Below are 25125 nucleotides of genomic sequence, written 5' to 3'. Positions count from 1 at the left end.
TTACTTTTCGGGGCGCATGTGGGGCAGGCGCAGGCGCTCGACCGGCCGCCCCCCGAGCACGTGGCTCTCGAAGATCTCGTCGACGTCGTCCGGCGTCACGTGCCCGTACCAGACCGCCTCGGGGTAGACGACGATCGTCGGCCCGTGCTCGCACTGGTCGAGGCAGCCGGCGCCGTTGATCCGGACGCGGCCCCTGAGGCCGGCGTTCTTCGCCAGCACCTTGAGGCGCTCGCGGATCGCACCTGCGCCCTTCGCCGCGCAGCAGCCGCGCGGGTCTTCGTCGGCCCGCCGGTTCTCGCAGACGAAGACGTGGCGCTCGTAGGGGGGCATGGCGGGAGTGTATATGATGCGTCCTTTCAGGAGATCACGATGCCCGCCAAGACCGTCGAATCGCTCAAGCAGAAGACCGCGCGCCTCAAGAAGAAGCTCACCGAGAAGGCCTCGTCGATGGACGCCCCGAAGGTCCGCGCCGCGAAGAAGCGCATCCGCCGCGCCCAGCGTCAGCGCCGCTCGATGGAAGCGCGGGCCAAGCGCCTCGCCGGCAAGCCCGAGGCCCCCGCCGCGTAGTGGCACACGGCGTCAAGCCCTGGCGCCGCCTCGGACGCGACCGCGTCGCCGCGTGTCGTGTCTTCGACGTCGACCGCGTGCGCTTCGCGCCGCCGGACGGCACCGCGCCGCGCGACTACTTCGTCGTCGACGCGCCCGACTGGATCAACGTCGTCCCGCTGACCCCCACGGGCGACGTCGTCTTCATCCGCCAGTTCCGCTTCGGGATCGACGAGGTCACACTCGAGATCCCCGGCGGGATGTGCGATCCCGCCGAGCCGCCGCCGATCGCCGCGCGCCGCGAGCTACGCGAAGAGACAGGCTACGACACCGACGACCTCGTCGACCTCGGTTGGGTCCATCCGAACCCCGCCGTCCAGACGAACCGCTGCCACACCTTCCTCGCCCGCAATGCGCGCTTCGCGGGGCCGCCCGATCCGGACGAGGACGAAGCATTCGAGGTCGTCACGTATCCCTTGGCCGAAGTCCCCGCATTGATTCGCTCGGGCGCGATCACCCACGCGCTCGTGGTGGCGGCGTTCTACCGCCTCGGACTGAGATAAGGGGACAGCTACCGAATTCCCACCCAAAGAAAGAGGGATGGTTTCTTCACACACAACCCAGGCTGAGTTGTGTGTGAAGAACCTCTTTCTTTGGGTGGGAATTCGGTAGCTGTCCCCTTATCTCTTGACGAGGGTGCGCGCCAGGATCCAGTCCATGAGCGAAGGCGCGAGGCGATCGACGACGACCATGAGCTTTCCTTCGGGCGAGATCACCATCTCCCGCCGCGTCCATCGCGCCATGCGGACGAGGGCGCGAGCGACCGACTCGGCGGAGTGCCGCTGCACCCGAACCTTGTTCTGCGGAGTTCCCGCTCGCAGCTTGCGGCTGTCGAACTCCGTCTCGGTCGACGAGGGGCAGACGATCCCCGCGCTCACGCCGGTGCCGGAGAGCTCCGGGCGGAGGGCGTCGAGGATGCCGTGGAGGGCGAACTTGCTCGCCGCGTAGGCGCTGTAGTTCGGGACGCCGCGCTTGCCGACGATCGACGACACGATGAGGACGCGGCCGCTCCCGCGCGCGATCATGGCGGGAAGGAACGGGCGGATCGTCCGCACGACGCCGAGGACGTTGACCTCGAAGAGCGCCCGGTACGCGTCGTCCGACGTCGCGACGAACGGCGCGTCGACACCGCGGCCGGCGTTCGCGACGACGACGTCGGGTGCGCCGAAGCGCTCCAGGACCGTCCGTGCGAGCGTCTCCATCGCGGGGCCGTCCGTCACGTCGCACACGAGAGGCACGATCGAAGAGTTCCCGGCGGCGAGCGCGTCGAGCTTCTCCCGGTCGCGCGCGATCGCGATGACCTGCGCTCCCTGGGCCGCGAACGCCGACGCCGCGGCCTTCCCGATGCCGCTCGAGGCGCCGGTGATGAGGACGGTCTTCCCCGCGAAAGCGCGCGCCATGGAGCGGATCTTAGTCGAGGCCGTAGAAGCGGCGAAGCTCGCCAAGAGGTCCAGCGAGCGCGGGATCGCCCGGCCGCTTCGCCAGGGCGCGCTCGAGGAGATCGAGCGCGCGGCCCGGCGTTCCGGTCTGCGTCCAGAAGGAGGCCGCCGCGACGATCGCCGGCGGTTCGGCGGCGTCGAGCGACGCTTCGGTCCTGAGCGTCGCGTCCAGCGCCTTCGACTTGGCCGCCGAGACGGCGTCGCCCTCGCGGCCGGCCTGATCGTAGAGGCCGACCGCGGTTCCGTAGTCCTGCCGCCGGAGCGCGACGTCGCCCGCCGTCGCCACGACGAGAGGATCGTAAGGCGCGAAGACGATCGCTTCCTCGACGAGAAGCCTGGCGTCGCCCCAGCGCAGGTCCTCCATGCGCTGGCGCGCACGGGCGATCGCGGCGTGCGCGCGCACCGTCTTGTCGATCCCGCTCGCCGCCGCGAGCTCCGCCGCCGCGGAGGTCCCGCGGGCGATCGTCTGCTCGAGGAGGTCGGCCTCGGGCATGAGAGCCGCGGCGCGGAACGCGTCGAGCGCCTCCGCGTCCCGCTTCTGGTCGAGGAGGAGCTGGCCGAGAGCGACCTGGATCCGCACGTCGGCGCGGCCGCCGCGAACGATCGTCCGCAGGCGCTCGATCGCCGCGTCGGGCTTTCCCGCGGCGGCGAGGAGCTCGGCACAGCGGCTCTCGAGATCGACGCGGCCCGGCTCGCGCTCGCGCGCGGCTTCGCACGCGGCCGACTCGGTGGCGGGCGGGGCCGGCGGGAGGACGGCGCCGGTTCGGTTCGGCGACACGGCGACGACGGCCACGTCCGAGCCTTGCCAGACGACCTCGTAGCTGTAGATCGGATCGGAGCGCAGGAGCCCCATCGGGAAGAACTTCCCGAAGAGCGACGTCGGGACGACGAGGTACCGGGCGCCGGCTTGTGCGAGGCGGGCGCGCCACGCGGCGGGCGGGAGCTCCTCGAACCGGATCGACTCCTGGTGGAGGCGCGACGTGAATCCGACGTCGGAGTGCCGCGTGAGCGCGCGGGCGCCGCGCGGCGCATGCGCGGCGAGCCAGGTCCCCGCCGCCTGCCAATCGGCGAAGTAGATCGGCGGGATGCGCTCGGCGTAGAACCGCTCCGGCGCGCGCTCGCACGCGAGGTTGTCGCGGACGATCGCGACCGACGCGAGCGACTGCCAGAGCACGAGGGCGGAGGCGAGCGCGATCGCCACCGCCGCGGCCGTGCGCCGGCCGATCGCAGCGACGCCGGCGGGGGCGAGCGCGACGACGAGCGGCACGAGAGGCCACGTGAGCCGCTCGTGCCTCGGTGGGTAGAGGACGAGCACGGCGCCGAAGAGCGCAGCGTAGATCGCGATCAGGCTGCCCTCCCGCTCGCGCCTCCGCCACGCGCCGAGCGCCGCGAGGCCGAGGACCACCGCGGCGACGAGCCGGGCGCCGCCGTGGAGCCCGCCGAGGTCGGTCGTGCCGCCGACGGTCAAGCGCTCGTAGAGCGGGCGGCCCGGCCAGAACCCGGGAAGGAGTACGTCCAGGAAGCGTGACCCGTAGAACACGCAGGCGTCCACGATCCGCTTCGCGATGCCGGAGATCCCCGCGTGCGCGATCGCGCCGAAGTAGGTCGGGCCGCCGGCGAGATGATTCCGCAGCGACCACAGGCCGGTCGCGACGATCGCAGCGGCGGGCGCGGGGAGCCATGCGCGCCGCGAGCGGCCCGAGAGGCACCAGAGCGCGATCGCCCCCACGAGCGCGATCCCGATCGTCCTGAGGAACGGCAGGCACGTGAGGACGGCCGCGAGCACGGCGACGTCGAAAGGGGACGGCTTGCCTTCGCGGCGCGTGACCCAGTGGATCGCCGCGAGCGAGAGGGCGAGGTAAGGGAACTCGGTGACGACCTCCGACGCGTGAAGGAGCGCGTACGGCGACGACGCGACGACGGTGAGCGCGACGGTGGCCCCCAGGGCGCTCCCGCCGCGCGCGGCGAGCGCCCATGTCAGCGCGAGAGCGCAAAGGGCGGTGAGGAGCACGATCGCCTTCGCCGCGACGGCCGAGTACGGGGCCACGAGCGCGAGCGGGGCGAGCAGGATCGAAAGCCCCGGCGGACGGAACGTGTGAAGCGGCTCGCCGGGATGATCGATCTCCCGGTAGCCGTGTCCCGTCGCGAGCGCGCGTGCCTGGAACAGGTAGCCGGGCGAATCCGGCTCGAGGAGGCAGAAGCGGTTGAGCCGGAGCGCCCCGAGGACGGCGAAGGCGGCGAGGATCAGGACCAGGCCAATCCTGCCGCGCGTCACCTGGGAGGCTCGACGGTGACCCGGAGCGAGACGAGATCGCCCAGGTGCGCCTCGAGGCGGTCGCCGGGAACGATCGGACCGACGCCCGCCGGCGTGCCGGTGAAGAGGAGATCTCCGCGCTCGAGCGTGATGAGCCGCGAGGCGAGCGCGACGAGCGCGGGGATCTTGTGCTGCATCTGCGCGGTGCTCCCCGATTGGCGGCGGGTCCCGTTGACGTCGAGCGTGAGCGCGAGCCGGCCCGCGTCGCCCGCGGCTTCTTTCGGAACGACGAGCGAGACCGGCGCCGACCCGTCGAACCCCTTCGCGAGGTCCCAGGGCTCGCCCTTCTTCTTCGCCTCGTTCTGAAGATCGCGCAACGTCAGGTCGAGACCGACGGCGTACCCGAGCACGTGATCCATCGCGTCGGCTTCGGCGATCGTGCGGCCACGCTTCCCGATGACGACGACCATCTCGACCTCGTGGTGGACCTGGCCGAAACCCTCGGGCAGCGTGAGGCGCGCGCCGTCGCCGGCAAGCGCCGACGGAGGCTTCAGGAACAAGACCGGAGGCGTCGCGGGGGTGCCACCCATCTCGACGTTGTGATCGGCGTAGTTGCGGCCGACGGCGAGGATCTTGCCGACGCGGAGGCGCGCTCCCGTTCCCTGGACGACGACCGTTTCGCCGGCGTCGCGGCCGTCGATCTCCGGCTTGTGCGGCCACAGGTGCCACGTGCCCTGGGCGGTCGCGACGAGCGTCCCCTTCGAGTCGTGCGCGCGGCCCTCGGCGAAGGCGACCGTCCGCCCCCGGCGCGTCACGCGCCCCTCGGCCGTGATGTTCCCCTCGCGAGGCCCGGTGAGGAACTGCACGTTGAGCCCCGTCGTCGCGCACCACCACTCCTTCGGGATGGCCGAGATCACCGCGGCGCCCATCGCGGAGTCGAGGAGCGAGAGTACGACCCCGCCGTGCGCGACGCCGCGATTGTTCGTGTGGTGCGGGCCCAGCTCGATGCGCGCGACCGCCTCGCCACCCTCCATGCGGTCGACGTGGATGCCGAGGTACTGGTTGAAGGGCGGCGCCTGCATCGCGCGCATTGTAGGTGACGGGAATTAATAAGGGGACAGCTACCGAATTTCTGAAGTGCGAAATTCGGTAGCTGTCCCCTTATTAATTCCCGTCACCTACAATGACGCCGATGTCCCGCAAGGAAATATCGCCCGAGACGATCGCGGCCCGGTTCGCCGAGTCAGGGTTCATCGCGGCGCCGGAAGTCGCGACCTCGCTCTTCTTGGCGGACGCGCTCGGGAAGCCGCTCCTCCTCGAGGGACCGCCGGGCGTCGGCAAGACGGAGATCGCGAAGCTCTGGGCTCAGTACCACGACGCGGAGCTGATCCGCCTCCAATGCTACGAAGGGCTCGACGAGGCGAAAGCGCTCTACGAGTGGTCGTACGGGAAGCAGATGCTCTACGCGCAGCTCTTGCGCGACAAGACGGGGGAGATTCTCGGACGTGCCGCCGACCTCGCGGGGGCGATCGCGATTCTGAGGGACGAGGCCGACGGCTTCTTCTCGCGCGACTTCCTGCTGCCACGGCCGCTCCTCCAGGCGATTCTCACGAAGCGACCGGCGGTCCTTCTCGTCGACGAGGTCGACCGCTCGGACGAGGAGTTCGAGGCGTTCCTGCTCGAGGTCCTCTCCGACCATCAGGTGTCGATCCCCGAGCTCGGAACGCTGAAAGCCGCGCATCCGCCGCGGGTCGTCCTGACGTCGAACGACACGCGCGAGCTGTCGGACGCGCTTCGCCGCCGCTGCCTCTACCTCTACGTCGACTACCCGACGACCGAGGACGAGATCCGGATCGTCGAGGCGCGCGTGCCGGGGATTTCCGTCGCGCTGACCGAGCGTCTCGTGCGCTTTGCGCAGTCGCTCCGCAAGGCCGACCTCAAGAAGGCGCCCGGGATCGCCGAGGTCGTGGACTGGGCGCTCGCGCTCGTCGCCGTCGGCGCCGACGGGCTCTCGGCGGGAGCGCTCAAGAAGACGCTCGGCGCGCTCCTCAAGAACCGCGAGGACGTCGAGCGTGTCCTCGCCGATCCGTCGCGCTTCCGCGGATGATTCCGGCTCTCGTACGATTCGCCGACGCGCTCCGCCGCTCGGGACACCCGGTCTCGCCCGCGGAGCTGATCGACGCGTCACGTGCGCTCGATCTCGTCGGCCTCGAGAAGCGCCACGAGGTGCGCTCGGCGCTCCGCGCGACGCTCGCGAAGGATCGCCGCTCGGCCCTCGCCTTCGATCGCCTGTTCGACGCGTTCTTCACGGCGCCGAAGCTCCCGGGGAAGGGCGAGGGAGTCGGGCGCCCTGCTGGAAGAGGGGACAGCTTCCGAAACTCTGCACGACAAGTTTCGGAAGCTGTCCCCTCTCGAAAGCTCCGGCCGCAGGAAACGGAGCCGAAGCATCCGCGCGCGGCTGCGGGAGCGAACGAGGAAGGCCGCTCCGAACGGAAGCGGGACGAGCGGCGCCCCGGCCGCCTCCGCAAACGGATCGTGATGCCTGCTCCCGCCGACGCGGCGTCGCCGTGCCGTGCCGAGCTGTCGCGGCGGATGACCACCGACGAGGAGCGCGCCCTCGCACGGGAGATCCCGCGGCTCGTGCGCGAGATCGATCTCCGGCGCGCGCGGCGGATGGAGCGCGCGCGCGCGGGCCGGCCGTGGATGCGCCGCGCGATGCGCGAGAGCCTCGCCTCGGGCGGCGTGCCGTTCGTGCTCCCGTATCGGAGGCCGAAGCGCAAGACGGCGCGCGTCATCCTCCTCGTCGACGTGTCGTTCTCGGTCGCGAGGGCGGCGGGACTCTTCCTGCTCATGGCGTCGGCGTTCCTCGATCTCGGCCGGCGCGCGCGTGTGCTCGCTTTCGTCGACAAGCCGGTCGATGCGACGGCGGCGATCGCGCGCTGGGCGCGCGGGCGTTCGCGCCTCGCGTCGCCCAAGAAGCGCCGGGGTGCCCGGCCGGGCGACGGGATCGCGCGGCGCGGCGTCGCCTTCGCCGACGTCCTCGACGGGATCGAGGGTCTCAACCTCGACGCGCCGAGCGACTACGGGCGCGCGTTCCATTCCCTGCTCGCAGGAAGGCTCAGACCGCGCGGGCGCGACATGGTCCTCGTCGTCCTCGGCGACGGCAGGACGAACCGCTTCGATCCGCTTCCCTGGGCGCTCGAGGAGATCGCGCGCGGGTGCCGGGCGCTGATCTGGCTCGTTCCCGAGCCGGCGTCGCGATGGGGGACCGCGGACTCGGCGCTTCCCGCGTATCTCCTCTCGGTCGACGTCGTCGCTCAGGCGAACGATCTCGACGGCCTCGCGGCCGGCGTCGCCGAGCTGGTCCGGAGGCTGTGATGGCGCCCGCGCCCGGCAGCACCGTGGCGTACTGGCGCGACGACACGATGGCCTACGGCGTCGTCATCGGGGAAGAGAAGCAGCGCCTCGTCGTCGTGACCCGCGAAGGGAAGGACGAGCGGGTCGCGCCGGCGCGCGTGACCGCCGTCCTCGCCGGAGGGATCGCACCCGCGCGGACGAGCGAGGGGGTGCGCGAGGCGGCGGCGCGCGCGGCGGCGGCGGGGGAAGCCGTGGGACGGCTCGTCGACGCCGTCGACGTGCCGACGCTGTGGGACCTGGTCCACGAGCGGGGGGAGACGCTCTCGGAGTCGACCCTCGCCGATCTCGCCCTCGGGCGGGTGGACGAGGCGGCGCGCCTCGCGACCGTCATCGCGCTCGGCGCCGACGGCGTCCGCTTCCAGCGGAAGACTTCGGGGTGGCTGCCGCGCGACGCGGCGGTAGTCACCGAGATCCTCGACGGGCGCCGGAAGGCGGCTGAGCGCGCGGCGGAGAAGGGGTCCGCGATCGAGGCGCTCGTTCGGGCGGTGCGCGGGGATGCGTTCGTTCCCTCGGGCTCGGAGACCGAACGGAAGATCCTCGCCGCGCTCGAGGCGGTCGCGCTCGACGAGCTCGACACGCCGGAGAAGGAGCGCGCGCTCGCCCACGAGGCGATCACCGCCTCGCGCATTCCCGCGGACCGGCTGCCGGAGGCCGCGTTCCGTCTCCTCCGACTGACCGGCCGGTTCGCCTCGGACGACGAGAACCTCATGATCGTCCGTTACGGCCTGAGAACGGAGTTCCCGCCGTTCCCTGCGGTCGCGCCGTTTGCGCGCGAGGGACGGCTCGACCTGACCGCGGTTCCGATGGTCACGATCGACGATCCGCAGACTCGCGAGATCGACGACGCGCTCTCCGTCACCGACGCCGGCGATGGGAAGGTCGTCGTCGGCATCCACATCGCCGATCCCGCCGCCGTCGTTCCGATCGACGGACCGGTCGACGTCGAGGCGCTTGCGCGCGGGACGACCTATTACTTCCCCGAGCGGAAGCTCCTCATGCTCCCGGGCGCCGTCTCGGAGGACGAGGCGAGCCTCGTCCAGGGGAAGGAGCGGCCGGGGGTCAGCTTCCTCGCGACCGTCGATGCCGGCGGCCGCACGGTGAGCTTCGAGATCGCGCGCTCGCTCCTCCGCATCGGCGCGCGTCTCGACTACGACGAGGCGGACGCCGCCTTGAGCTCCGCCGTCGGGCCGCACGCGGCACTCCTCGCACGGCTCCTCGCGTTCGCCGAGGCGCGCGACGCGGTCCGTCGCGCGGCGGGCGCGGTGTCGCTCCGCGCTCCCGAGGCCGAGATCCGCGTCGGCGAGGGCGGTGCCATGACGCTCACGCGGCGCGATCCCGACACGCCGTCGCAGCGGATCGTCTCGGAAGCGATGATCCTCGCGGGGGAGATGGCGGCGGGCTGGCTGACGGCGCGCGGGATCCCCGCGATCTTCCGGCGCCAGGCACCGTCCGACGGCCGCCTCCCGGAAGCCGATCCCGCGCTCCCGTTCGCCGTGCACGTGCGCGCGGTGCGGCGCATGCTCAAGCGCGCCGAGACCTCGCTCCAGCCCGGACCGCACCACGGCCTCGGGGTCGCGGCGTACGCGCAGGTGACGTCGCCGCTCCGGCGCTATCAGGACCTTGCGGTCCATCGCCAGATCGCCGCGGTGCTCGGCGGCGGACCGCCGCCGTACGACGTCCCCGCGATGCAGCGCATCCTCGCGGCGACGGAGAGGGCCGAGCTCGAGGCGCGCCGCTCCGAGCGCGCCGTCGCGCGCTACTGGATGCTCAGGTGGCTCGACCGCGCGCGCGGCGGCAGCGTGACCGGCGTCGTCGTCGAGACCTCTCCGCGTCCGATCGTCGTGCTCGACGAGACGCTCCTCGAGGAAGTCGTACCTTCGCTGTCGGGAGTCAATCTCGGCGATCGCGTGCGTCTCAGGATCGAGCGGGTCAACCCCCGGGCCGATCTCGTGATCCTCCGGCCGGTCTGATACGATCCGCCCGGTGAGACCGACCGCCACCCTTCCCGGCCTCTTCGCGTTCACGTTCCTCCTCCTCGCCTCGACCGCGACCTTCGTCTATCTGATCCGGCAGAGATGGCTCCTGCTCCAAGCGGCACAGCCGTCGGCGCGCCTCGACCGGTGGGGGGAGCGATGGAAGGGCGTGCTCACGCAATTCCTCGGGCAGAAGCGGATCCTGAGCCCCGGTTACCTCGGCGCCGGGCTCATGCACGCGTTCATCTTCTGGGGGTTCCTCGCCGTCGCGTTGAACTCGTTCCACTTCCTCGTGGGCGGGTTCGTCCCGGAGTTCCACCTGCCGTTCCTCGGGCCGGCGTCGGTGCTCGGCCGCGCCTATCTCTTCCTGCGCGATCTCTTCGAGCTCGCCGTCATCGCGATGGTGGTGGTCGCGGCGTCGAGGAGGCTGTTCGCGCCGCCGAAGCGGCTCACGCTCTCCGGCGACGCGTTCGCGATCCTCTCGATGATCGCGACGCTCATGGTCACCGACCTCCTGATCACCGCGATCGAAGGCCAGCCGTCGCCGGTCGGACGTCTGTTCGGTCCGTTCCTCGCCGGCCGGACCATCCTGTTCCAGGTCGCGTGGTGGCTCCATGCGGCGACCCTCCTCGGCTTCCTCTGCTACCTGCCGATCTCGAAGCACTTCCACGTCGTGACGTCGCTCCCCTCCGTCCTCTTCCGCAGGCTCGACACCGGCTCCCTGCCGATGATCGACCTCGAGAACTCGGAGAAGTTCGGGATCACGACGTTCACCGACATGCGGTGGAAGGACCTTCTCGACGTCTACTCGTGCACCGAGTGCGGCCGCTGCCAGGCGGCGTGCCCGGCGTACGCGACCGGAAAGCCGCTCAACCCGAAGAAGATCAACGAGGACATGCGCCACGTCATGATGCCGCTCCTCCCGATCCTCGCCGGGCAGAAGCCGAAGCCCGAAGGGATGGAGCTGCCGGTCCTCCCGTCGCAGACGATCCACGACGACGTCCTCTGGTCGTGCACGACTTGCCGCGCGTGCGAGCAGGCGTGCCCGCTCTTCATCGAGTTCATCGACCGGATCGTCGGCATGCGCCGGAAGCTCGTCCTCGAGGACAGCTCGTTCCCGCAGGAGCTGACGAACACCTACAAGAACCTCGAGAAGGCCGGGAATCCGTGGGGCCAGAGCCCGTCGAATCGCGGCGACTGGGCGAACGGTCTCGATGTGCCGTGGATGAGCGACGGCCCCGGCGAGGTCGAGTACGTCATGTGGGTCGGCTGCGCCGGCGCCTACGACGATCGTGGCAAGAAGGTCGCCCGCGCGACGGCGGAGATCCTCAAGCAGGCGGGTGTGAAGTTCGCCGCGCTCGGCCCCGAAGAGACGTGCACCGGCGATCCCGCACGGCGTACCGGGAACGAGTATCTCTACCAGATGCTCGCGCAGCAGAACGTCGAGACGCTGAACAACTACAAGGTCAAGAAGATCGTCGCGCAGTGCCCGCACTGCTTCAACACGCTCTTGAACGAGTACCCGCAGCTCGGCGGCCGGTACGAGGTCGTCCACCACACCGAGCTGATCGCGCGCCTGATCGCCGACGGCAAGATCAAGATGAACGGCGATGGGGCGGGGCAGACCGTCACCTTCCACGACTCGTGCTACCTCGGGCGGCACAACGGCGTCTACGACGCGCCGCGCCAGGCGCTGTCGTCGGCCGGCCTGAACATCATCGAGATGCCGAGGAGCCGCGAGAACGGCTTCTGCTGCGGCGCCGGCGGCGGCCGCATGTGGATGGAAGAGAAGATCGGGACGAAGGTCAACACCGCGCGCGTCGACGAAGCCGCGACGACGAACGCACCGCTCGTCGCCTCCGCGTGCCCGTTCTGCATGACCATGCTCGCCGACGGCATCAACGAGACCGGCCGCGCCGAAGCGATGCAGGTGCAAGACGTCGCGCAGATCGTCGCCGCCAAGATGGTCCGCTGACGTTGGGGCGTTGGGTCCGGGCGGCGAAGGCCACCGAGGTCCCGCCGGGCGAGGGGCGGACGATCTGGGTCGACCGCCACCCGATCGCGCTCTTCCACGACGCCGACCGCGGCTTCTTCGCGATCGACGATACCTGCCCGCATCAGGGGGCTTCGCTGGGAGAGGGCACGTATCACGAGTGCCGGGTGATCTGCCCGATGCATAACTGGATCTTCGACGTCACGACGGGGAAGTGTCTCGTCGTTCCTGAGGATTCGGTCGCGTGCTACGCTACGCGACGGAGCGGCGATGATGTCGAAATCGAGCTTCCCGGAGGACCCGATGCAGGTGAAGAGAGCGCCTAAGCCCAGCTTCGCCCAGCGGATCTACCTGCCGCCGATCATCTCGGGTCTCATCCTCACCTTTAAGCACATGTTTCGGAAGAAGGACACGATCCAGTACCCCGAGGAGAAGCACGTCTTCGGCCCGCGCTACCGCGGCGTCCCGGCGCTCGTGAAGGACCAGGACGGCCGCACGAAGTGCGTGGCCTGCTACATGTGCCAGTGGGTCTGCCCGCCGCTCGCGATCACGATCGAGGCGGCCGAATATCCGAAGGACAGCCCGCTCCACCAGATCGAGAAGTACCCCGAGAAGTTCGACATCAACATGCTGCGTTGCATCTACTGCGGCCTCTGCGAAGAAGCCTGCCCCGAAGAGGCGATCTTCATGTCGAAGACCTACGCCGTCGTCGGCCACTCGCGCGAGCTCATGATCTTCGACAAGGAAAAGCTCCTCGAGATCGGCGGCGTGCGCGAGGACACGATCATGAAGTGGGCGCCCGAGACGAAGGGGCCGAAGGAGCGTTCCCATCGCTCCGGCGACGACATCGCCAAGAAGAACGCCGTCGCACACTGATCCGGGACAGCAACCAAGTTTTTCTTACACAGAGGGGACAGCTTCCGAAACTCGTACTTCAGAGTTTCGGACGCTGTCCCCTCTGTGTTTCAGGGGCTCGGCGGCACCACGAGGAGCGCCGTGTTCGGCGGCAGGGCGCGATAGAGCGAGTCGGCGTCCTTCTTCGACATCACCACGTGCAAGCGAACCGTGTCGGCGTTGTCGCCGCTGCTGGCGGCTTTCGCGTCGGCCCACCACGCGTTCCACCGTTGACCGAGCCGCGCCCAGAATCCGCCCTCGGCGTCGCTGCCCGGCGGGCGCACCTCGATCGACAGGCCGCCCTCGAAGCGGATGTGGTAACGCGGAGGAACGGGATACTTCTCCTCCGGAGTTTGCGGGACCTGGACCTCGATCTCGGTGCCCTCCGCCGTCGGTGGCGGCGCCACGACCTCGACGCGATCGAGCTCGCGCACGGGATCGAGCGCACCCTTGTGCCACACCTTGGATTCCCAGCCCGACGCGTCCGAGCGGCTCTTGTAGAGGACCTGCGGCACGCCGACCTCGAGACCCTCGACGGCGTACGACTGGAGGAGCGCCGCCTTGTACATGAGCGACATGCTCTTCTGTGCCGGGTCGAGGACGAGATAGAACTCCTTGCTGCTCGCGAGGTCGAAGCGCTTCTGCAGGAGATCGTTCTTGAAGGCGAGGCGCGCGAGGTCGTCGCTCGACGGTGGCGCGGGTGCCGGAGCCGAGGCGGCGACGACCGCCGTGGCCGTCGTCACGATCGCCGCGAAGAGCGTGGCCTTCATGGGAGCGCTCAGAAGATGTAGACGGGCGTGCCGATCGGCGCGGCGTCCCACACCGCCTGGAGATCGTCGGGGCCGAGGCGGATGCAGCCGTGCGTCACGCTGCGCCCGAGGAGACGCGTGTAGAGCGTGCCGTGGATCATGTAGCCGTCTTCGAGATAGAGCGCGTACTTCCCGAGCGTCCCCGACTCGAAGCGGTCTTCCGGGTTCTTCGGGATCGTCTTCCCTTCCTCGGCGAACGCCCAGTCCGGCTTCTTCCAGATCGGGTTCGAGATGCGATTGTGCACCTTGAACACGCCGCGCGGCGTGTCGAACACCCACTTCCTCTTGCTGCCCGCGTCCTTCAAGATCATCCCCGAGCCTGCCGAGCAGACCGAGGTCTTCACGATCTTGTCGTCGTTCATGATGTACAGCCGGTTCTGGGTCTGATCGACGACGATGTACGTGCCGGACGGCGCCAGCTTCTGGAGCGCGCCGGTGAGCTGCTTGTTCTGCGCCACGAGCTTCGCCTGGAGCTTCTTCGCGGCGGCGGCGTTCTGCGGGACGTCGACCGCCGGGAGCGCCGTCCTCGCGGAGGCGTCTCCGTAGGCGTAACCGGTGCCGTGACCGGCGACCATCGCGATCGCAACCGCCGCGAGCAGCACCGCGATGACGACGAGGCCCCACCGCCGCTTCGGCGAGGGGAAGATGATCGCGACGCCGCGGCCTCTGCGCGGAGTGCTCTCGTTCTCTTCGGTGAGCGGATAGCCTTCCATCATGGGGTGCCGCCTCCGCCGCCGCTCCCTCCGCTCGGCGTGTTGTTGCCGCCAACCTGCATGCGCGCGAGCTTCGCGAACATCCCCTGGCCGTCGCCGCCGACGATCGTCACCGGCGTGCCCACGCCGACGCGGGGGAAGAGGTCGTCGATGTCCTTGTTCGACAGAGCGACGCAGCCGTTCGTCCAGTCCTTGTTCCGCCCGCCCTCGCCGTGGATCTCGATGAGGCCGCCCGGGCTGGCGCCGCGCGGGATCACCCCGGCGCGCTTCAGCCTGTCGAACTCGGCGCGGTCGTCGTCGTTCGGATAGTTGATCGCGAGCGCGCGGTAGAAGTGCGACGCCGACTTCTTCGCCGTGACCTTGTAGCGGCCTTCGGGCGTGGCGGCGTCTCCCGAGCGCTGCTTGTCGTTGATCGAGCGGTAGCCGATGTCGGCCTGGTACGAGCGGACGACGCGCCCGTTGTCGTAGAGGTCGACGCGATGGTTCTCCTTGAGGACGACGAGCGCCGGATTGCCGGTGCTGCGCGACCAGCCGACCGTCTCGTCGATCATCCGGCGCCAGCGGCCCACGAGCGACGGGTCGGCGTACCGCGCGGCGGCCTGCACCGCGTTCTGGCTGACGACGCGCGACTGCGCCCCGGCCTCGCCCGCTTTCGACGCCGCCTGCACGTAGTCGCCGCGGTCGTACATGATCTGCGCCTCGCGGAGCGCGATCTGGCTCTTCTGGAGGAGGGTCCGGTTGTAGGCGCCGAGGTGCATCGCGTCGGCGACGTCGCCGGTGCGGCCGGTATCCCGTCCGGCGGCCGCGAGCGCCTCGTCGGCCGAGGCCCTCGCATCCATCCGGTTCCGGTTCCCGGCGGCGAGCGCCGACTGGCACTTGTACGTCGCGTAATCGAGGGCGTCGCGCACCCCGCGGAAATCACGGAGGGGGAGGAGCTTGACCTCCTCGAACCGGTACGCCGCGAAGGCCGCCTTCACCGCCGCCTCCGCCTGGACCATCTCGTCCGGCGCCCACTTCGGTGCGCCGGACCGGCGAACGTCGGCCAGGAGCTCCTGGGTCGATTTCCGCGAGAAGAACGGGGAATCGGTCCGTCCGGAGGCGATCGGCCAGATCACCGCGGTGACGGCCCCGAGGGCGAGGAGTCCCACCCCGGCGCCGAAGAAGCGCCAGCGCCAGCGGCTGAAGAAGGTGCTCTTGATCACGCTCTTCCTTTTCGGGCCCACAGGACGAATTTAAGGGATTCTTGCGATCCGATCCAGCGCAGAAGCGGAGGGAACGACGAAACGGCGCCGCGGATGTGAAAAAGGGCACGGCGCGCAAGTCGCCGTGCCCTTCGTCGAGACTATTGCAGGGTCCTCAGTGCTTCTTGTGGCCGGCGGCCGCGGGATGCGCGCCAGCCTTCTTGGCTTCCATCGCCGCCTGGATCTGGCTGACGACGTTCGAAGCCGACGCCTTCGCGGCCTCGGCCTTCGCCTTCGCGTCCTTGTACTTGCCGCCGGACATCGCGGTGTTGGCATCGTTGATGGTGGACTCGGCGGCGGCGAGATCGGCCTTCATCGCCTCGAGGTCGGCGGCCGTTCCCTTGCCCTTCGGCGCCTTCTCGAGCTGCGCCTTGGCGTCGGTGACCGCCGTCGTCGCGTCGTTGATCGCGGTGGTGGCGTCGTTCTTGGCCTGCTCCTCGCCGGCCTTACCGTCCGCAGCCGCCTTCTCCGACTTCGCCTTGAGGTCGCTCACCAGCTCGTCGGTCTTCTTGTACGAGCGGAACAGAGCGAACTTGGCCTCCTGGGCCTTCAGCTCGGCGTCGAGCGCAGCCTTGGCGTCCTCAGCGGCGCGCAGCGAGTCCGGTGCGTACTCGGACGCGAGCGGCTTCGCGGCGTCGAGGGAAGCCTGGGCGGCGTTGATCTGATCCTGCGGGGGCTTGGCGCACCCGACCATGAGGGCAACCACGAACACCAACGGCAGAACGGCCAGCATCTTGCGCATACTTTCGAATCTCCTTTTTCTTCCTACCCCCTCGTCGAGGAGGGCGAAGCGCCTACCTCATCCCTTGTGCCCCGGCGGAATCTCGTAGGGCTCCGCACCGGGCCCGGACACGCTACTACGATCCCCCGGAAAATGAAAGTACCCCTTCCCCAATAGAGTTTGGGGATGGTTTGGGTTCGTCCTCGCCGGCTCTCGCTCTTCGTCGTACCCTAACCGGCTCCATGACGACGCTCGCGGTCCTCCTCCTCGCAGCCGCCGCCTCGAGCGGGCATTTCGCCTCGGGGCAGGTCGTGGCGCCGAACGGCAGCCCCGTCGCGGGGGCCGAGGTCTGCGCATTCGACACCGCGGGACTGAAGCTCGGGTGCGTGACGACCGACGCGAAGGGGTACTACCGCATGGACAACCCGGCGGTCCCGAACCTCCTCGTCCAGGCCGCCGGCTACAAGGCGATGGCCGTCCTGGCCGCCCCGGTCAACGAGCCGGTCGTGCTTCGGCCGGCGGTCGGTCTCAAAGTGACCGTCGTCGATGTCGCGACCGGCCACCCCATCTCGAAGGGGACCGTCGCGTTCCACCTGCCGTCGGGGAAGAGCATCGGATCGGCCGTCCCGTTCAACCGCGCGGGCGTGAAGCTGTCGAACATGTCGGAGGGCGAGACGCTCATCGTCGCCACCGCGGACGGGTACGAATCCGGCGATCCGGTTGTCGTCCAGCTCAAGTCCGGCGTCGAGAACGCCGTCGTCGTGAAGCTGAAGAAATCGGCAAAGGCGCCAGCGAAGAAGTAGCGGCTTACCCCGGAATCTTGCTGAGCGGCACCTCGAACATCGTCGCCGTCCCGCGGTCGTCCTGCGTATAGACGAAGAGCGGCGGACGGCCGGTCTGCCACGCGGCGAACGAGCGCTGCGGCACGGTCACGCTGCCCGAGACGGTGACGTTGCCGCCCGCCTCGATCGTGTAGTCGCCGAACCGTCCCCAGACGTCCGTGGCGTCGTTCCGGTTGCGGAGGACGATCTTCGAGTCGAGGTCGTTGTCGCCGCCGTTCGTGATCGTCGCCCTGAAGTCGCAGCTCACGCTGCCGTCGTCCGACGTCGTGACGTGGCTCAAGCTGTACGTGCCCGAGAGCCGGAGCGGCTTCTTCGGGACGTCCTGTGCGGAAGCCGCCGCAGCCACGAGGCCGAGAGCGGCGAGCGCACCGATGATCTTGGTCTTCATGTCGTCTCCCTCCGACGGGTCGTGGTTTGAGAGTACGTCGAGTTCCGGCGCAAAACCAACGATCCGAACATAATGGAGGCATGGAAGACCGGTCGCTCGCGCTCGGCGAGATCGCGTGGGACGTGCTCCACCGGCTGGTCCGGGAGCGCCTGTCGAGGAAGGCCGGCGCCCACCTGATCGAGGGGGCGATCGACCGGATCACGCTCGAGGTGGCGCTGCCGCTCCGGGGCCTCCCCGCTCCCGGCGAGGCGTTCGCCCGGGCTCTCGTCGATCAGATCGACAGGATCCTCGACGCGGCGATCCAGCACGCGGCGTCGTTCCGGCCCGGCCACGCCTTCTGCCACCGGTGCGGCGTCACTCCGTGCGAGCACTCGGCGGCGCCTTCTCACCGCCACGTCTTCGCCGGGTACACGCCGACCGGCGCGCCCCGCTGGGAGGACTTCGCCCAGCTCTGCCTCGACCTGCGTCACCCTGAGGTCGATCGGCTCTACGCCGATCCTCCCGCGTTCGTGTCGCTCGTGCGCAGCGGAGCCGAGCTGAACGCGGCGCTCCTCGACGCCTTTCGCGGCGCGGCCGGGTACGAGCTCATGGGCCAGGTCGCCGCCGGCTTCTTTCCCGTCCGCACGCGCGACGGTGAAGGGCGCGGCGTTCTCGCCCTCACGTTCCAGATCGGCCGCTCGCAGCGCTTCGGGCTCAACGTGCTCGGCCGCACTCCGCAGGGAGAGCCGCTCGATCTCCTCTGGGAGCGGCAAGATCTCATCCCGTGGAAGGGAGCGGTGAGCTGGGCGCAGGCCGCGCTCCAGACCCTCGATCGTGGGCGGCGGCGAAAGGACGAGGAGGTGCGCGCCCGCATCGACGGGATCCTCCGCGGCCTCGAGCGGCGCCTCGCGCACGAGCGGCGCGCGAGCGGGCGCAGGACGCGCCACGCCGCCGAGCACCACGCGAAGGGGCGGCGGCCGACGAAGATGGCGATCGAGGATGCCCGCGGGGCACGGCCGGAAGACGTCATGGTCGACGAGCGCCACGGCACGCTCGTCGTCGCCGGCGAGCGCGGCCGCATGCACTTCTACACGCGGGACGGCAAGCTCGTGTCGAGCGTGCGCTACAGCAAGGACGCGATCGAGCGGAAGCGAAAGCTCGGCATCTGGCGCGACGCCAGCGCCGACGAGGCCGCGGCGCTCGCCTCGAGGATCAACCTCGAAGGAAGCGGCCGACCCGGCGAATGAACCGGTTGCGGCGCCGCTCCTTCTCGGCGATGAGCTCCCCGATTCGCTCGTAATTCCTCGGATGGATGCGCGTCAGGCGCGCAGCGTCGGTGCGCGCCGCCGCGACCCGGAGGTCGGGCCTCGCCGCGAGCGTCTCGCTCCGGGCGTAGACGATCGTGTTCTGCGCGTACCACCAGTCGACGGCGGGCTCGTCCCAGATCCGGTCGCGGATCGCGTCGGCGGCGAGATAGCCGCGCGCGGCGAAGAGCCCGGCCCAGTACTCGGGCCACCGCTCGTTCCGGTGATCGCGCCCGCCCTGATGGGGGACCGCCGCCGAGAAGAGAACCGCCGGCGCCGCGGCGCAGAGCGACGCGACGAACGCCTCCGCCCGCTCGGGCGGCAGGTGCTCCGCGACCTCGAGCGACACGGCGAGATCGAAGCTGCGGCCGAGGGTGAGCGGCATCGTGAGATCGGTCGCCGCGAATCTCTCACGAGGAATCGCGAGCGTTTTCAGGTCGACGTAATCGCCGTCGAGACCGAGGTAATCGACGATCCCCCGGGCGGCGAATGCGGCGAGCCAGGTTCCGTCCCCGCAGCCGATGTCGACGACCGACGCCGGGGCGACGAGGTCGAGGACGAGCGGGACGATGCACTCCGCCGACCGCCGCGCTCCCTCGCGCACCGCTTCGTAGAAGCGCGGGTCGTAGGGCGATGTCATCCGGCCCTCGCGCGGAGGAGATAGAGCTTCGGCCGCCACGGATTGAGTGCCAGCGCGCGCCCCACGTGCTCGCGCGCCAGCGCGCGCGTCGCCGGGTCCTGCGACCTCAGGCACCACTTCGCGAGGCGCTCGTGGTTCTTGGCCTGCGCTCTCTTGAGGAGCGCGGCGTGGTCCCTCGCCCAGTCGGGGCGGCGCGCCGCCCATCGATCGACCGCGGCGATCTTCGACGGGATCATCCGGAGCGCCTCGCCGGTGAGGTTCGTTCCGTGCTCGCGCTTCCTCAGGAGCGGATCGTCCACGACCCGGATCCCCCACGAGGAGACGAGCTCGAGCCACAGCTCGTAGTCGCCGGAGTAGCGGTTCGTCTCCGAGAACGGCCCGGCGGCCTCGAGCGCCTCGCGACGGTAGAGGCACCCCGGCACGTCGGCGTCGGTGAGGAGGAGGCTCTCGATCGTCACCGGCGCCTCGGGCGCGCGCCGGCGGTAGGCCGGGCCGGTGACGCGCCCCTCGGCGTCGATCGGAACGTAGGTTCCGGCGGCGACCCCGATCGAGGGATCGGCGTCGAGCAGGGCGTCGAGGCGCTCGAGGGCGCGCGCCTCCCACAGGTCGTCGGCGTCGAGGAAGGCGATCCGCGCGCCGCGCGAGAGGCTCCGCCCGACGTTCCTCGAGGCGAAGGCGCCACGGTTCTCGTGGAAGTGATAACGGAGTGCGTCGCCGTACCGCGCGAGGATCGTGCCGGTCCCGTCGGTCGAGCCGTCGTCGACGACGATCAGCTCGCGATCGGTGAGCGTCTGTCCGAGCACGCTTTCGACCGCTTCAGTGATGAAGCGGCCGTGGTTGTAGGTGCAGATGACGACGCTGATCACTTGATGTAGCCGAGCGACTTGAGCTGGCGCTCGAGCTCGGCCCCGAGCGCCGCGGGCGGCGCGACCCGGGGGACGTAGCGCTCGCCGACCTCGTAGGTCGCGACCGGGGGCGCGGCGGCGGCGTCGAGAGCGCCGGGGCGGAACGCCTGGGCGATCGGCCCGCCGTGGAGCTCGCGCGAGAGGGGGAGGCCGAGCGCTTCGGCGAGCGTCGGGAAGACGTCGTAGAGGCTCGCTCCGTCGATGCGGGCGCCGCGGGCGATGCCGGGCCCGGCGACGACGAGGATCCCGGGCGGGGCGTCCTCGTGGCCTCCGGGCCGGTGCGCGTCCGCGACCGGACCGAACCCGTGATCCGAGAGGACGACGATTCCGGTATCCGGGGGGACCGCGGCGACGAGACGCCCGAGCCACTCGTCGAGGTAGACGTGGAACGCCTCGACCGTCCGCGTGAAGTGCGCCCGGTCGGCGTCGAGATCCGCGCGCGCCGCGGGAGTCAGCGGCAAGGACGCGTACGCCTGCGGCTCGTGATAGTAGAGGTAGTAGTGCGAGGCGAGGTCGATCGCCTGGAAGTGGACCATCGCCAGATCGGGACGGATCAACGGCAGGTAGTGCTCGGCGACCGCGGCGTCGAAGGTGTCGCCGAGATACGCCTGCCGCAGGAAGAAGAGTCGGTGGTGCGTCTCGGGGTCGAGCCCTTGCCCCGCGAGGATCGCGCGGGTCTCGGCGAGGTCGAGGTCGGCGAAGCGCGGGAGCGCGTCGTGGAGGCCCTTGCGGACCTTCGACTCGATCGCGAGCACGGTCGGCAGCTCCGCGACCGGGTGGACGAGCGTTTCTGCGAGCTCGGGGTCGACGCCGCCGGAGGCGTGCATCCACTTGCTCATGAGGTCTTGCATGAGGTAGTTCGAGACCATGAGGCCGTGCACCTCTTCGGCGGGATACGTGTTGTGGTAGCCGGCGATGAGCACCGGCCGCCCCGCGTCGGAGAGCAGGTTCCAGATCGCGCGCACGCGCCGATCGGTGTTGTTGTAGAGGTGGCGCTGCAGCTTGCCCCAGTGGGTCAGGCGCTCGAGGCGCTTGTCGACCTTCGACTTCGGGACGTCGAACCCGCGGATTCCGTGGGCGGCGGGAGGAACCCCGGTCGCGACGGTCGTCCAGAGAACGGGGGAGAGGGTCGGCTGAAAGGTCGCGAGCGGGCCGTACGCCCCGCGCTGCATGAGCGCGGCGAGGTGCGGCATCTTGCCGGCCTCGAGAAGCGGGAGGATCAGATCCCACGAGGCGCCGTCCCATCCGATGACGAGCCACTTGCGGGCGACGGGCTCGGAGGACGCCGTCGGTGCCGGCCAGGGCGGGTTCCAGCTCTCGATGACGGAAGTGCGGCGCACCGGCTCCGACGACGGCTCCGGATCGTCGCGCAGCCAGTCGCTGAGCAGCAGGAGCCCGACGATTGCCGCGAGCGCCACCGGAACGGCGAGGAACTTCAAGACCGTCTTCAACGATGCCTCATCTCGACGCGCCGCCACGCGGCGTAACCGCGCGGGGCGACGAGGCTCCACAGGAGATAGAGCCACGCCCGCGCGAAGAACGGGAAGGCGGCCACGCTGCCGCGGAGCGCCTCGCGCGCGAGCTTCAGCCCTTCGCGCGTTCCATCCCACGCGGCGAGCCGCTCGCGGCCGAGGCGAAGGCGCTCCTTCCCGAGCGCGCGGCGGTAGGTCCAGGGGTTGGCCGCGACCCACCCCGGCTGGGCGCGCGCGAGCTTGTCGAGGATGCGGAGCCACATTGCCGCGTTCACCGTCCTGTCGGCGCTCGCGTTTTCGGGGTGGACGCGGCAGAGGAGGAGCGGGGCCGGGACGGCGATCATCCCGGTGCGGAACGAGAGGCGGAGCCACATGTCGCAGTCGGTGGCCTGGCGCAGGCTCTCGTCGAAGCCGCCTTCGGCGAGCAGGAGGTCGCGGCGCACCATCGGCATCAGGACGCCGCCCGCGTCTCCCCAGAGTAGCGACCGGGTCGTGAACTCGGGTCCGGCGGATTTCTTCCCATGGATGCGCGGCGTCCTTGTGCCGTCGGCGAGGATCGCGCGCGCCTTCATCGCGATGAGACCGGCGGCCGGCGTCGCCTCCGCCGCGGCGGCGAGACGCTCGAGCGCCTCCGGCTCCCACAGGTCGTCGGAGTCGAGGAAGGCGACCCAGGTGCCGGCGGCTTCGCGCACGCCGCGGTTGCGCGCGCGTGCCTCGCCGCCGTTCTCCTGGCGCACGACGCGGATCCTCGAGCCGAAGCGTGCGAGCGTCTCGGTGGTGCCGTCGGTCGAGCCGTCGTCGACGACCACGATCTCCCGATCGGCGAACGTCTGCCCGAGCGCGCTCTCGATCGCCTGGACCACGAGGCCGGCCCGGTTGTAGGTCGGGATGACGACGCTGATCGCGGGCATCTCAGTCGCGCCGCTTCAGGCGCTCGCGCGCCTCGATCCACGCGTCGATCCGTGTCGCGAGCTCCGCCTCGAGCCCGCGCGACGTCGGACGGTAGAACCTGCGCCCTCGCAAGCGTTCGGGGAGGCATTCGAGCGCCGTGACCGCGTCCTCGTGGTCGTGCGCGTACTCGTAGCCGCTGCCGTACCCTTCGGACTTCATGAGCCCGGTCACCGCGTTCCTGATCGACATCGGCACCGGGTCGGTCGCCCCCTCGCGGATCGTCTCGAGCACGTCCTTCCATCCGGCGTAGAGGGCGTTCGACTTGGGGGCGAGCGCCCCGTAGACGGCCGCCTGCGCGAGCGCGAGGTCGGCCTCCGGGCGGCCGACGAACGCCACCGCCTCCTTCGCGGCGAGCGCCATGTCGAGCGCGCGCGGATCGGCGAGCCCGATGTCCTCCGAGGCGAAGCGGACGATCCGGCGCGCGACGTAGAGCGGGTCGTCGCCCGCTTCGAGCATCCGCGCAAGCCAGTACATCGTCGCGTCGGCGTCGGAGTTCCTCATCGACTTGTGGAGCGCGGAGATGAGGTTGAAGTGCTCCTCGCCGGCGCGGTCGTGGTACAGGGCCGCTTTCTGGAGCGCCTGGCGCAGATGCTCGAGGGTGAGCCTCCCCTCGGGGGCGGTCGCCACCGCGAACTCGAGGCCGTTCAGGACCGCCCGCGCATCCCCCTGGGACTGCGCCGCGAGCGCCTCGAGCACGCCGTCGTCGATCGTGACGCGGGCCGCGCCGAGGCCGCGCTCGCGGTCGGCGAGCGCCCGCCGCGCGAGCGCGACGAGGTCCTCCTCCGAGAGCCGCTCGAGGCGGCAGACGCGCGAGCGCGAGAGCAGCGCCGCGTTCACCTCGAACGACGGGTTCTCGGTCGTCGCCCCGATGAGCACGATCGTGCCGTCCTCGACGAACGGCAGGAACGCGTCCTGCTGCGCCTTGTTGAAGCGATGGATCTCGTCGATGAAGACGATCGTCCGCCGGCCGGTCGCGCGCTTCGCCGCGGCGGCCTGCTGCATGATTTCCCGCACCTCTTTGATCCCCGAGAGGACCGCGGAGAAGGGGAGGAACGTCGCCCGCGTCCGGCCGGCGATCACACGCGCGAGGGTCGTCTTGCCGCAGCCGGGCGGCCCCCAGAGGATCAGCGAGCGGAGCTCGTCGGCCTCGATCGCGCGACGGAGCGGTGTCCCGGGACCGAGCAGCGCCTGCTGGCCGACGATCTCGTCGAGGGTCGACGGGCGCATGCGATCCGCCAGGGGCGGACGCGAAGCAGACGTCGTGGCGGGCTGCTCGGGAGGGGCGTCGTCGAAGAGGCCCAAAACGCTCCTAGAACGACGACGCCTCGTTGTTCGAATTGCTGGTGACGGCGTCGACCACGATCGCCGCGCCGACGACGATGCCGCCGGCGATCACCCACTTGGCCCAGGTCGGAAGGCCCTTCTTCGCAGAAGGCGGCGGCGTTCCCGCCGGAGCGCCGGCCGGCGCCGGGGTGCCCTGCTTGCCCGGCTTGAGCGCGAGCGCGACCGGGCGGTTGACGCCGGGGGCGAGCTGGAGGTTCGACGACGCGAGGAACGCGCCTTCCGGGGCCTCGACGACGAGGGCGTAGTTGCCGGCCGGTGCTGTGCCGATCGAGAACGCGCCCTTGGCATCGGTCGGCGACGACTTGTACATCGTCTCCGAGGCGGGATCGACCAGGGTGACGACGACTCCCGATCTTGGATCGGCGCCGTTGGCGCCGAGCACCCGCCCCGACAAGGTCGACGGCGTGCCGGCGAAGAGAACGCCGGAGGAGACCATCATGAAGAGGCCGAGCGTGACGGCGATGGCGGTCGAACGGCGAAGGCGGGGCGCAAGCGCGAGCATGTCGGGGTCCTCCGGACGTGTGGAGGCGGGATTGTCCGACGCTTGGCATCTCCCGTCAAGGTCCGGAACGCCGTCCCGCTGCGACAAGTCCGCTACGGAGTGATGGGCGTCACCGGAGTCGTGGACGCCGGAGCCTTGTACGAGCCACCGGACGCGATGAAGGCCAGCGCGACGGCGCCGACCGCCACGATGATCGCGATGCCCGCCGGGCTCTTCCAGTACTCGACTCCGGTCAGCTTCTGCGACGACTGCACCATCCCGGCAACCTCGGCCGCGTGCTCGCCCTTCGGCGGCTCGACTCTACGGTCGGCCCACCACGATGCCGGCTTGTCCCTGGTTTCGATGAGAGAGAAGTTGATCTCGGCGCTCTTCCCGGGCGGAAGGTTCATGGCCTGATCGCCCAGGAACGAGCCTGTTTCCGTCTTGACGGTCACCTCGGCCCAGCCGTAGTGCATTCCTTTGACGACGTACTTGCCGCGGCGGTCGGCCGGAGCGCTCGTCCACGACGCTTCGCTGTCGAGCGAGTGGACCAGAACGACCGCGCCGCGGAGCGGCTTGCCGTCGCTGCCGGTGATCTTGCCCGTCAGCGTGCTGCCCGGCGCGGGTTGAACTTTTTTAGACTTCGCCGCTGCAGGCAACGGAGACACGAGGAGCGCGGTCAAGAGCACCGCAAGAAATCGCGTCTGTCCCCTCGAATCAAAAAACACCGTTGACCGGCCTCCATCAGCCCCGTACGGT

General features: G+C 70.1%; 26 protein-coding genes. 10 read left to right on the top strand and 16 right to left on the bottom strand.

Features of this window, described 5'->3' with window-relative positions:
* The gene (locus tag VFV19_04565; GenBank protein ID HEX4823557.1) at window positions 1-330 is read right to left on the bottom strand and encodes a (2Fe-2S) ferredoxin domain-containing protein; all 330 of its coding nucleotides are present in this window, start codon (window positions 328-330) and stop codon (window positions 1-3) included.
* 39 nt (window positions 331-369) lie between these two features.
* On the opposite strand from VFV19_04565, the gene VFV19_04560 reads away from it, so the two are divergent.
* Together VFV19_04560 and VFV19_04555 are read left to right on the top strand one after the other, a co-directional pair.
* Window positions 370-567 carry a hypothetical protein gene (locus VFV19_04560; protein HEX4823556.1) on the top strand — a complete coding sequence of 66 codons (198 nt, stop codon included), beginning with the start codon at window positions 370-372 and terminating at the stop codon, window positions 565-567.
* The gene (locus tag VFV19_04555) at window positions 567-1109 is read left to right on the top strand and encodes an NUDIX hydrolase (GenBank protein ID HEX4823555.1); all 543 of its coding nucleotides are present in this window, start codon (window positions 567-569) and stop codon (window positions 1107-1109) included. Before VFV19_04560 ends, VFV19_04555 begins: the two co-directional genes overlap by 1 nt.
* A 117-nt stretch (window positions 1110-1226) precedes the next feature.
* On the opposite strand, the gene VFV19_04550 is transcribed toward VFV19_04555, so the two are convergent.
* From VFV19_04550 to VFV19_04540, 3 genes are read right to left on the bottom strand one after another with little or no spacing between them, the layout of a single operon-like run.
* Window positions 1227-2006: an SDR family NAD(P)-dependent oxidoreductase gene (locus VFV19_04550; GenBank protein HEX4823554.1), complete on the bottom strand. Its 780-nt coding sequence runs from the start codon at window positions 2004-2006 to the stop codon at window positions 1227-1229.
* A gap of 10 nt (window positions 2007-2016) precedes the next feature.
* Window positions 2017-4320 (bottom strand): hypothetical protein, encoded by a 2304-nt coding sequence (locus VFV19_04545; GenBank protein HEX4823553.1) that lies wholly within the window; start codon window positions 4318-4320, stop codon window positions 2017-2019.
* Window positions 4317-5381 carry a fumarylacetoacetate hydrolase family protein gene (locus VFV19_04540; GenBank protein ID HEX4823552.1) on the bottom strand — a complete coding sequence of 355 codons (1065 nt, stop codon included), beginning with the start codon at window positions 5379-5381 and terminating at the stop codon, window positions 4317-4319. The genes VFV19_04545 and VFV19_04540 overlap by 4 nt, the downstream gene beginning before the upstream one ends.
* Before the next feature lie 110 nt (window positions 5382-5491).
* Between VFV19_04540 and VFV19_04535 the strand changes: the two genes are divergently transcribed.
* Genes VFV19_04535 through nuoI form a run of 6 tightly spaced genes read left to right on the top strand, consistent with a single transcriptional unit; the run spans window position 5492 to window position 12558 of the window.
* Window positions 5492-6406 (top strand): MoxR family ATPase, encoded by a 915-nt coding sequence (locus VFV19_04535; GenBank protein ID HEX4823551.1) that lies wholly within the window; start codon window positions 5492-5494, stop codon window positions 6404-6406.
* Complete coding sequence (locus VFV19_04530) at window positions 6403-7677, top strand: VWA domain-containing protein (protein ID HEX4823550.1); 1275 nt, start codon at window positions 6403-6405, stop codon at window positions 7675-7677. The genes VFV19_04535 and VFV19_04530 overlap by 4 nt, the downstream gene beginning before the upstream one ends.
* Window positions 7677-9686 (top strand): RNB domain-containing ribonuclease, encoded by a 2010-nt coding sequence (locus VFV19_04525; GenBank protein ID HEX4823549.1) that lies wholly within the window; start codon window positions 7677-7679, stop codon window positions 9684-9686. The genes VFV19_04530 and VFV19_04525 overlap by 1 nt, the downstream gene beginning before the upstream one ends.
* 13 nt (window positions 9687-9699) lie before the next feature.
* The gene (locus VFV19_04520; protein HEX4823548.1) at window positions 9700-11664 is read left to right on the top strand and encodes a (Fe-S)-binding protein; all 1965 of its coding nucleotides are present in this window, start codon (window positions 9700-9702) and stop codon (window positions 11662-11664) included.
* Between the two features lie 2 nt (window positions 11665-11666).
* Window positions 11667-12008 (top strand): Rieske 2Fe-2S domain-containing protein, encoded by a 342-nt coding sequence (locus VFV19_04515; GenBank protein HEX4823547.1) that lies wholly within the window; start codon window positions 11667-11669, stop codon window positions 12006-12008.
* Window positions 11986-12558: an NADH-quinone oxidoreductase subunit NuoI gene (nuoI, locus tag VFV19_04510; GenBank protein ID HEX4823546.1), complete on the top strand. Its 573-nt coding sequence runs from the start codon at window positions 11986-11988 to the stop codon at window positions 12556-12558. Before VFV19_04515 ends, nuoI begins: the two co-directional genes overlap by 23 nt.
* A gap of 89 nt (window positions 12559-12647) precedes the next feature.
* On the opposite strand, the gene VFV19_04505 is transcribed toward nuoI, so the two are convergent.
* The 4 genes from VFV19_04505 to VFV19_04490 form a co-directional block, all read right to left on the bottom strand.
* Window positions 12648-13346, bottom strand: coding sequence for a hypothetical protein (locus VFV19_04505; protein ID HEX4823545.1), 699 nt, complete (start codon window positions 13344-13346; stop codon window positions 12648-12650).
* 8 nt (window positions 13347-13354) lie between these two features.
* Window positions 13355-14101: a L,D-transpeptidase gene (locus VFV19_04500; GenBank protein HEX4823544.1), complete on the bottom strand. Its 747-nt coding sequence runs from the start codon at window positions 14099-14101 to the stop codon at window positions 13355-13357.
* Window positions 14098-15300: a L,D-transpeptidase gene (locus VFV19_04495; GenBank protein ID HEX4823543.1), complete on the bottom strand. Its 1203-nt coding sequence runs from the start codon at window positions 15298-15300 to the stop codon at window positions 14098-14100. Before VFV19_04495 ends, VFV19_04500 begins: the two co-directional genes overlap by 4 nt.
* Before the next feature lie 154 nt (window positions 15301-15454).
* On the bottom strand, window positions 15455-16081 hold the full coding sequence (locus VFV19_04490; GenBank protein HEX4823542.1) for a hypothetical protein: 627 nt from the start codon (window positions 16079-16081) through the stop codon (window positions 15455-15457).
* A 221-nt stretch (window positions 16082-16302) separates the two neighbouring features.
* Between VFV19_04490 and VFV19_04485 the strand changes: the two genes are divergently transcribed.
* Window positions 16303-16863 (top strand): carboxypeptidase-like regulatory domain-containing protein, encoded by a 561-nt coding sequence (locus VFV19_04485; protein HEX4823541.1) that lies wholly within the window; start codon window positions 16303-16305, stop codon window positions 16861-16863.
* A 4-nt stretch (window positions 16864-16867) separates the two neighbouring features.
* Here VFV19_04485 and VFV19_04480 read toward each other — a convergent pair whose 3' ends face one another.
* Window positions 16868-17290 (bottom strand): hypothetical protein, encoded by a 423-nt coding sequence (locus VFV19_04480; GenBank protein HEX4823540.1) that lies wholly within the window; start codon window positions 17288-17290, stop codon window positions 16868-16870.
* Window positions 17291-17370: 80 nt separating this feature from the next.
* On the opposite strand from VFV19_04480, the gene VFV19_04475 reads away from it, so the two are divergent.
* A complete protein-coding gene (locus tag VFV19_04475; GenBank protein HEX4823539.1) occupies window positions 17371-18516 on the top strand; it encodes a hypothetical protein in 1146 nt (381 codons plus the stop codon).
* Here the strand turns inward: VFV19_04475 and VFV19_04470 are convergent.
* The 7 genes from VFV19_04470 to VFV19_04440 all read right to left on the bottom strand — a co-directional run bounded on the left by VFV19_04470 (window position 18482) and on the right by VFV19_04440 (window position 25055).
* Complete coding sequence (locus tag VFV19_04470; GenBank protein ID HEX4823538.1) at window positions 18482-19213, bottom strand: class I SAM-dependent methyltransferase; 732 nt, start codon at window positions 19211-19213, stop codon at window positions 18482-18484. The genes VFV19_04475 and VFV19_04470 overlap by 35 nt on opposite strands.
* Entirely contained in the window at window positions 19210-20079 is an 870-nt protein-coding gene (locus VFV19_04465; protein HEX4823537.1) for a glycosyltransferase, read from the bottom strand. Before VFV19_04465 ends, VFV19_04470 begins: the two co-directional genes overlap by 4 nt.
* Window positions 20076-21569, bottom strand: coding sequence for an alkaline phosphatase family protein (locus VFV19_04460; GenBank protein HEX4823536.1), 1494 nt, complete (start codon window positions 21567-21569; stop codon window positions 20076-20078). Before VFV19_04460 ends, VFV19_04465 begins: the two co-directional genes overlap by 4 nt.
* Window positions 21566-22501, bottom strand: a complete 936-nt coding sequence (locus VFV19_04455) for a glycosyltransferase family A protein (protein ID HEX4823535.1) — start codon at window positions 22499-22501, stop codon at window positions 21566-21568. The genes VFV19_04460 and VFV19_04455 overlap by 4 nt, the downstream gene beginning before the upstream one ends.
* Window position 22502: 1 nt before the next feature.
* Window positions 22503-23768 (bottom strand): replication-associated recombination protein A, encoded by a 1266-nt coding sequence (locus tag VFV19_04450; protein ID HEX4823534.1) that lies wholly within the window; start codon window positions 23766-23768, stop codon window positions 22503-22505.
* A gap of 82 nt (window positions 23769-23850) precedes the next feature.
* On the bottom strand, window positions 23851-24387 hold the full coding sequence (locus VFV19_04445; GenBank protein ID HEX4823533.1) for a carboxypeptidase-like regulatory domain-containing protein: 537 nt from the start codon (window positions 24385-24387) through the stop codon (window positions 23851-23853).
* A 92-nt stretch (window positions 24388-24479) separates the two neighbouring features.
* The gene (locus VFV19_04440) at window positions 24480-25055 is read right to left on the bottom strand and encodes a carboxypeptidase-like regulatory domain-containing protein (GenBank protein ID HEX4823532.1); all 576 of its coding nucleotides are present in this window, start codon (window positions 25053-25055) and stop codon (window positions 24480-24482) included.
* Between the last annotated feature and the right edge of the window lie 70 nt (window positions 25056-25125).

Source organism: Candidatus Polarisedimenticolaceae bacterium (assembly GCA_036275915.1).
Lineage (GTDB): Bacteria > Acidobacteriota > Polarisedimenticolia > Polarisedimenticolales > DASRJG01 > DASRJG01.
Note: the sequence above shows the minus strand (reverse complement) of the source record. Positions and strands in the feature narration are given on the sequence as shown.

Excerpts from the sequence above, each read along its gene's own strand:
- VFV19_04565 (HEX4823557.1), bottom strand. The coding sequence starts at position 330 with ATGCCCCCCTACGAGCGCCACGTCTTCGTCTGCGAGAACCGGCGGGCC.
- VFV19_04560 (HEX4823556.1), top strand. The coding sequence starts at position 370 with ATGCCCGCCAAGACCGTCGAATCGCTCAAGCAGAAGACCGCGCGCCTC.
- VFV19_04550 (HEX4823554.1), bottom strand. The coding sequence starts at position 2,006 with ATGGCGCGCGCTTTCGCGGGGAAGACCGTCCTCATCACCGGCGCCTCG.
- VFV19_04540 (HEX4823552.1), bottom strand. The coding sequence starts at position 5,381 with ATGCAGGCGCCGCCCTTCAACCAGTACCTCGGCATCCACGTCGACCGC.
- VFV19_04535 (HEX4823551.1), top strand. The coding sequence starts at position 5,492 with ATGTCCCGCAAGGAAATATCGCCCGAGACGATCGCGGCCCGGTTCGCC.
- VFV19_04530 (HEX4823550.1), top strand. The coding sequence starts at position 6,403 with ATGATTCCGGCTCTCGTACGATTCGCCGACGCGCTCCGCCGCTCGGGA.
- VFV19_04525 (HEX4823549.1), top strand. The coding sequence starts at position 7,677 with ATGGCGCCCGCGCCCGGCAGCACCGTGGCGTACTGGCGCGACGACACG.
- nuoI (HEX4823546.1), top strand. The coding sequence starts at position 11,986 with ATGCAGGTGAAGAGAGCGCCTAAGCCCAGCTTCGCCCAGCGGATCTAC.
- VFV19_04505 (HEX4823545.1), bottom strand. The coding sequence starts at position 13,346 with ATGAAGGCCACGCTCTTCGCGGCGATCGTGACGACGGCCACGGCGGTC.
- VFV19_04500 (HEX4823544.1), bottom strand. The coding sequence starts at position 14,101 with ATGATGGAAGGCTATCCGCTCACCGAAGAGAACGAGAGCACTCCGCGC.
- VFV19_04490 (HEX4823542.1), bottom strand. The coding sequence starts at position 16,081 with ATGCGCAAGATGCTGGCCGTTCTGCCGTTGGTGTTCGTGGTTGCCCTC.
- VFV19_04485 (HEX4823541.1), top strand. The coding sequence starts at position 16,303 with ATGACGACGCTCGCGGTCCTCCTCCTCGCAGCCGCCGCCTCGAGCGGG.
- VFV19_04480 (HEX4823540.1), bottom strand. The coding sequence starts at position 17,290 with ATGAAGACCAAGATCATCGGTGCGCTCGCCGCTCTCGGCCTCGTGGCT.
- VFV19_04475 (HEX4823539.1), top strand. The coding sequence starts at position 17,371 with ATGGAAGACCGGTCGCTCGCGCTCGGCGAGATCGCGTGGGACGTGCTC.
- VFV19_04470 (HEX4823538.1), bottom strand. The coding sequence starts at position 19,213 with ATGACATCGCCCTACGACCCGCGCTTCTACGAAGCGGTGCGCGAGGGA.
- VFV19_04455 (HEX4823535.1), bottom strand. The coding sequence starts at position 22,501 with ATGCCCGCGATCAGCGTCGTCATCCCGACCTACAACCGGGCCGGCCTC.
- VFV19_04450 (HEX4823534.1), bottom strand. The coding sequence starts at position 23,768 with ATGCGCCCGTCGACCCTCGACGAGATCGTCGGCCAGCAGGCGCTGCTC.
- VFV19_04445 (HEX4823533.1), bottom strand. The coding sequence starts at position 24,387 with ATGCTCGCGCTTGCGCCCCGCCTTCGCCGTTCGACCGCCATCGCCGTC.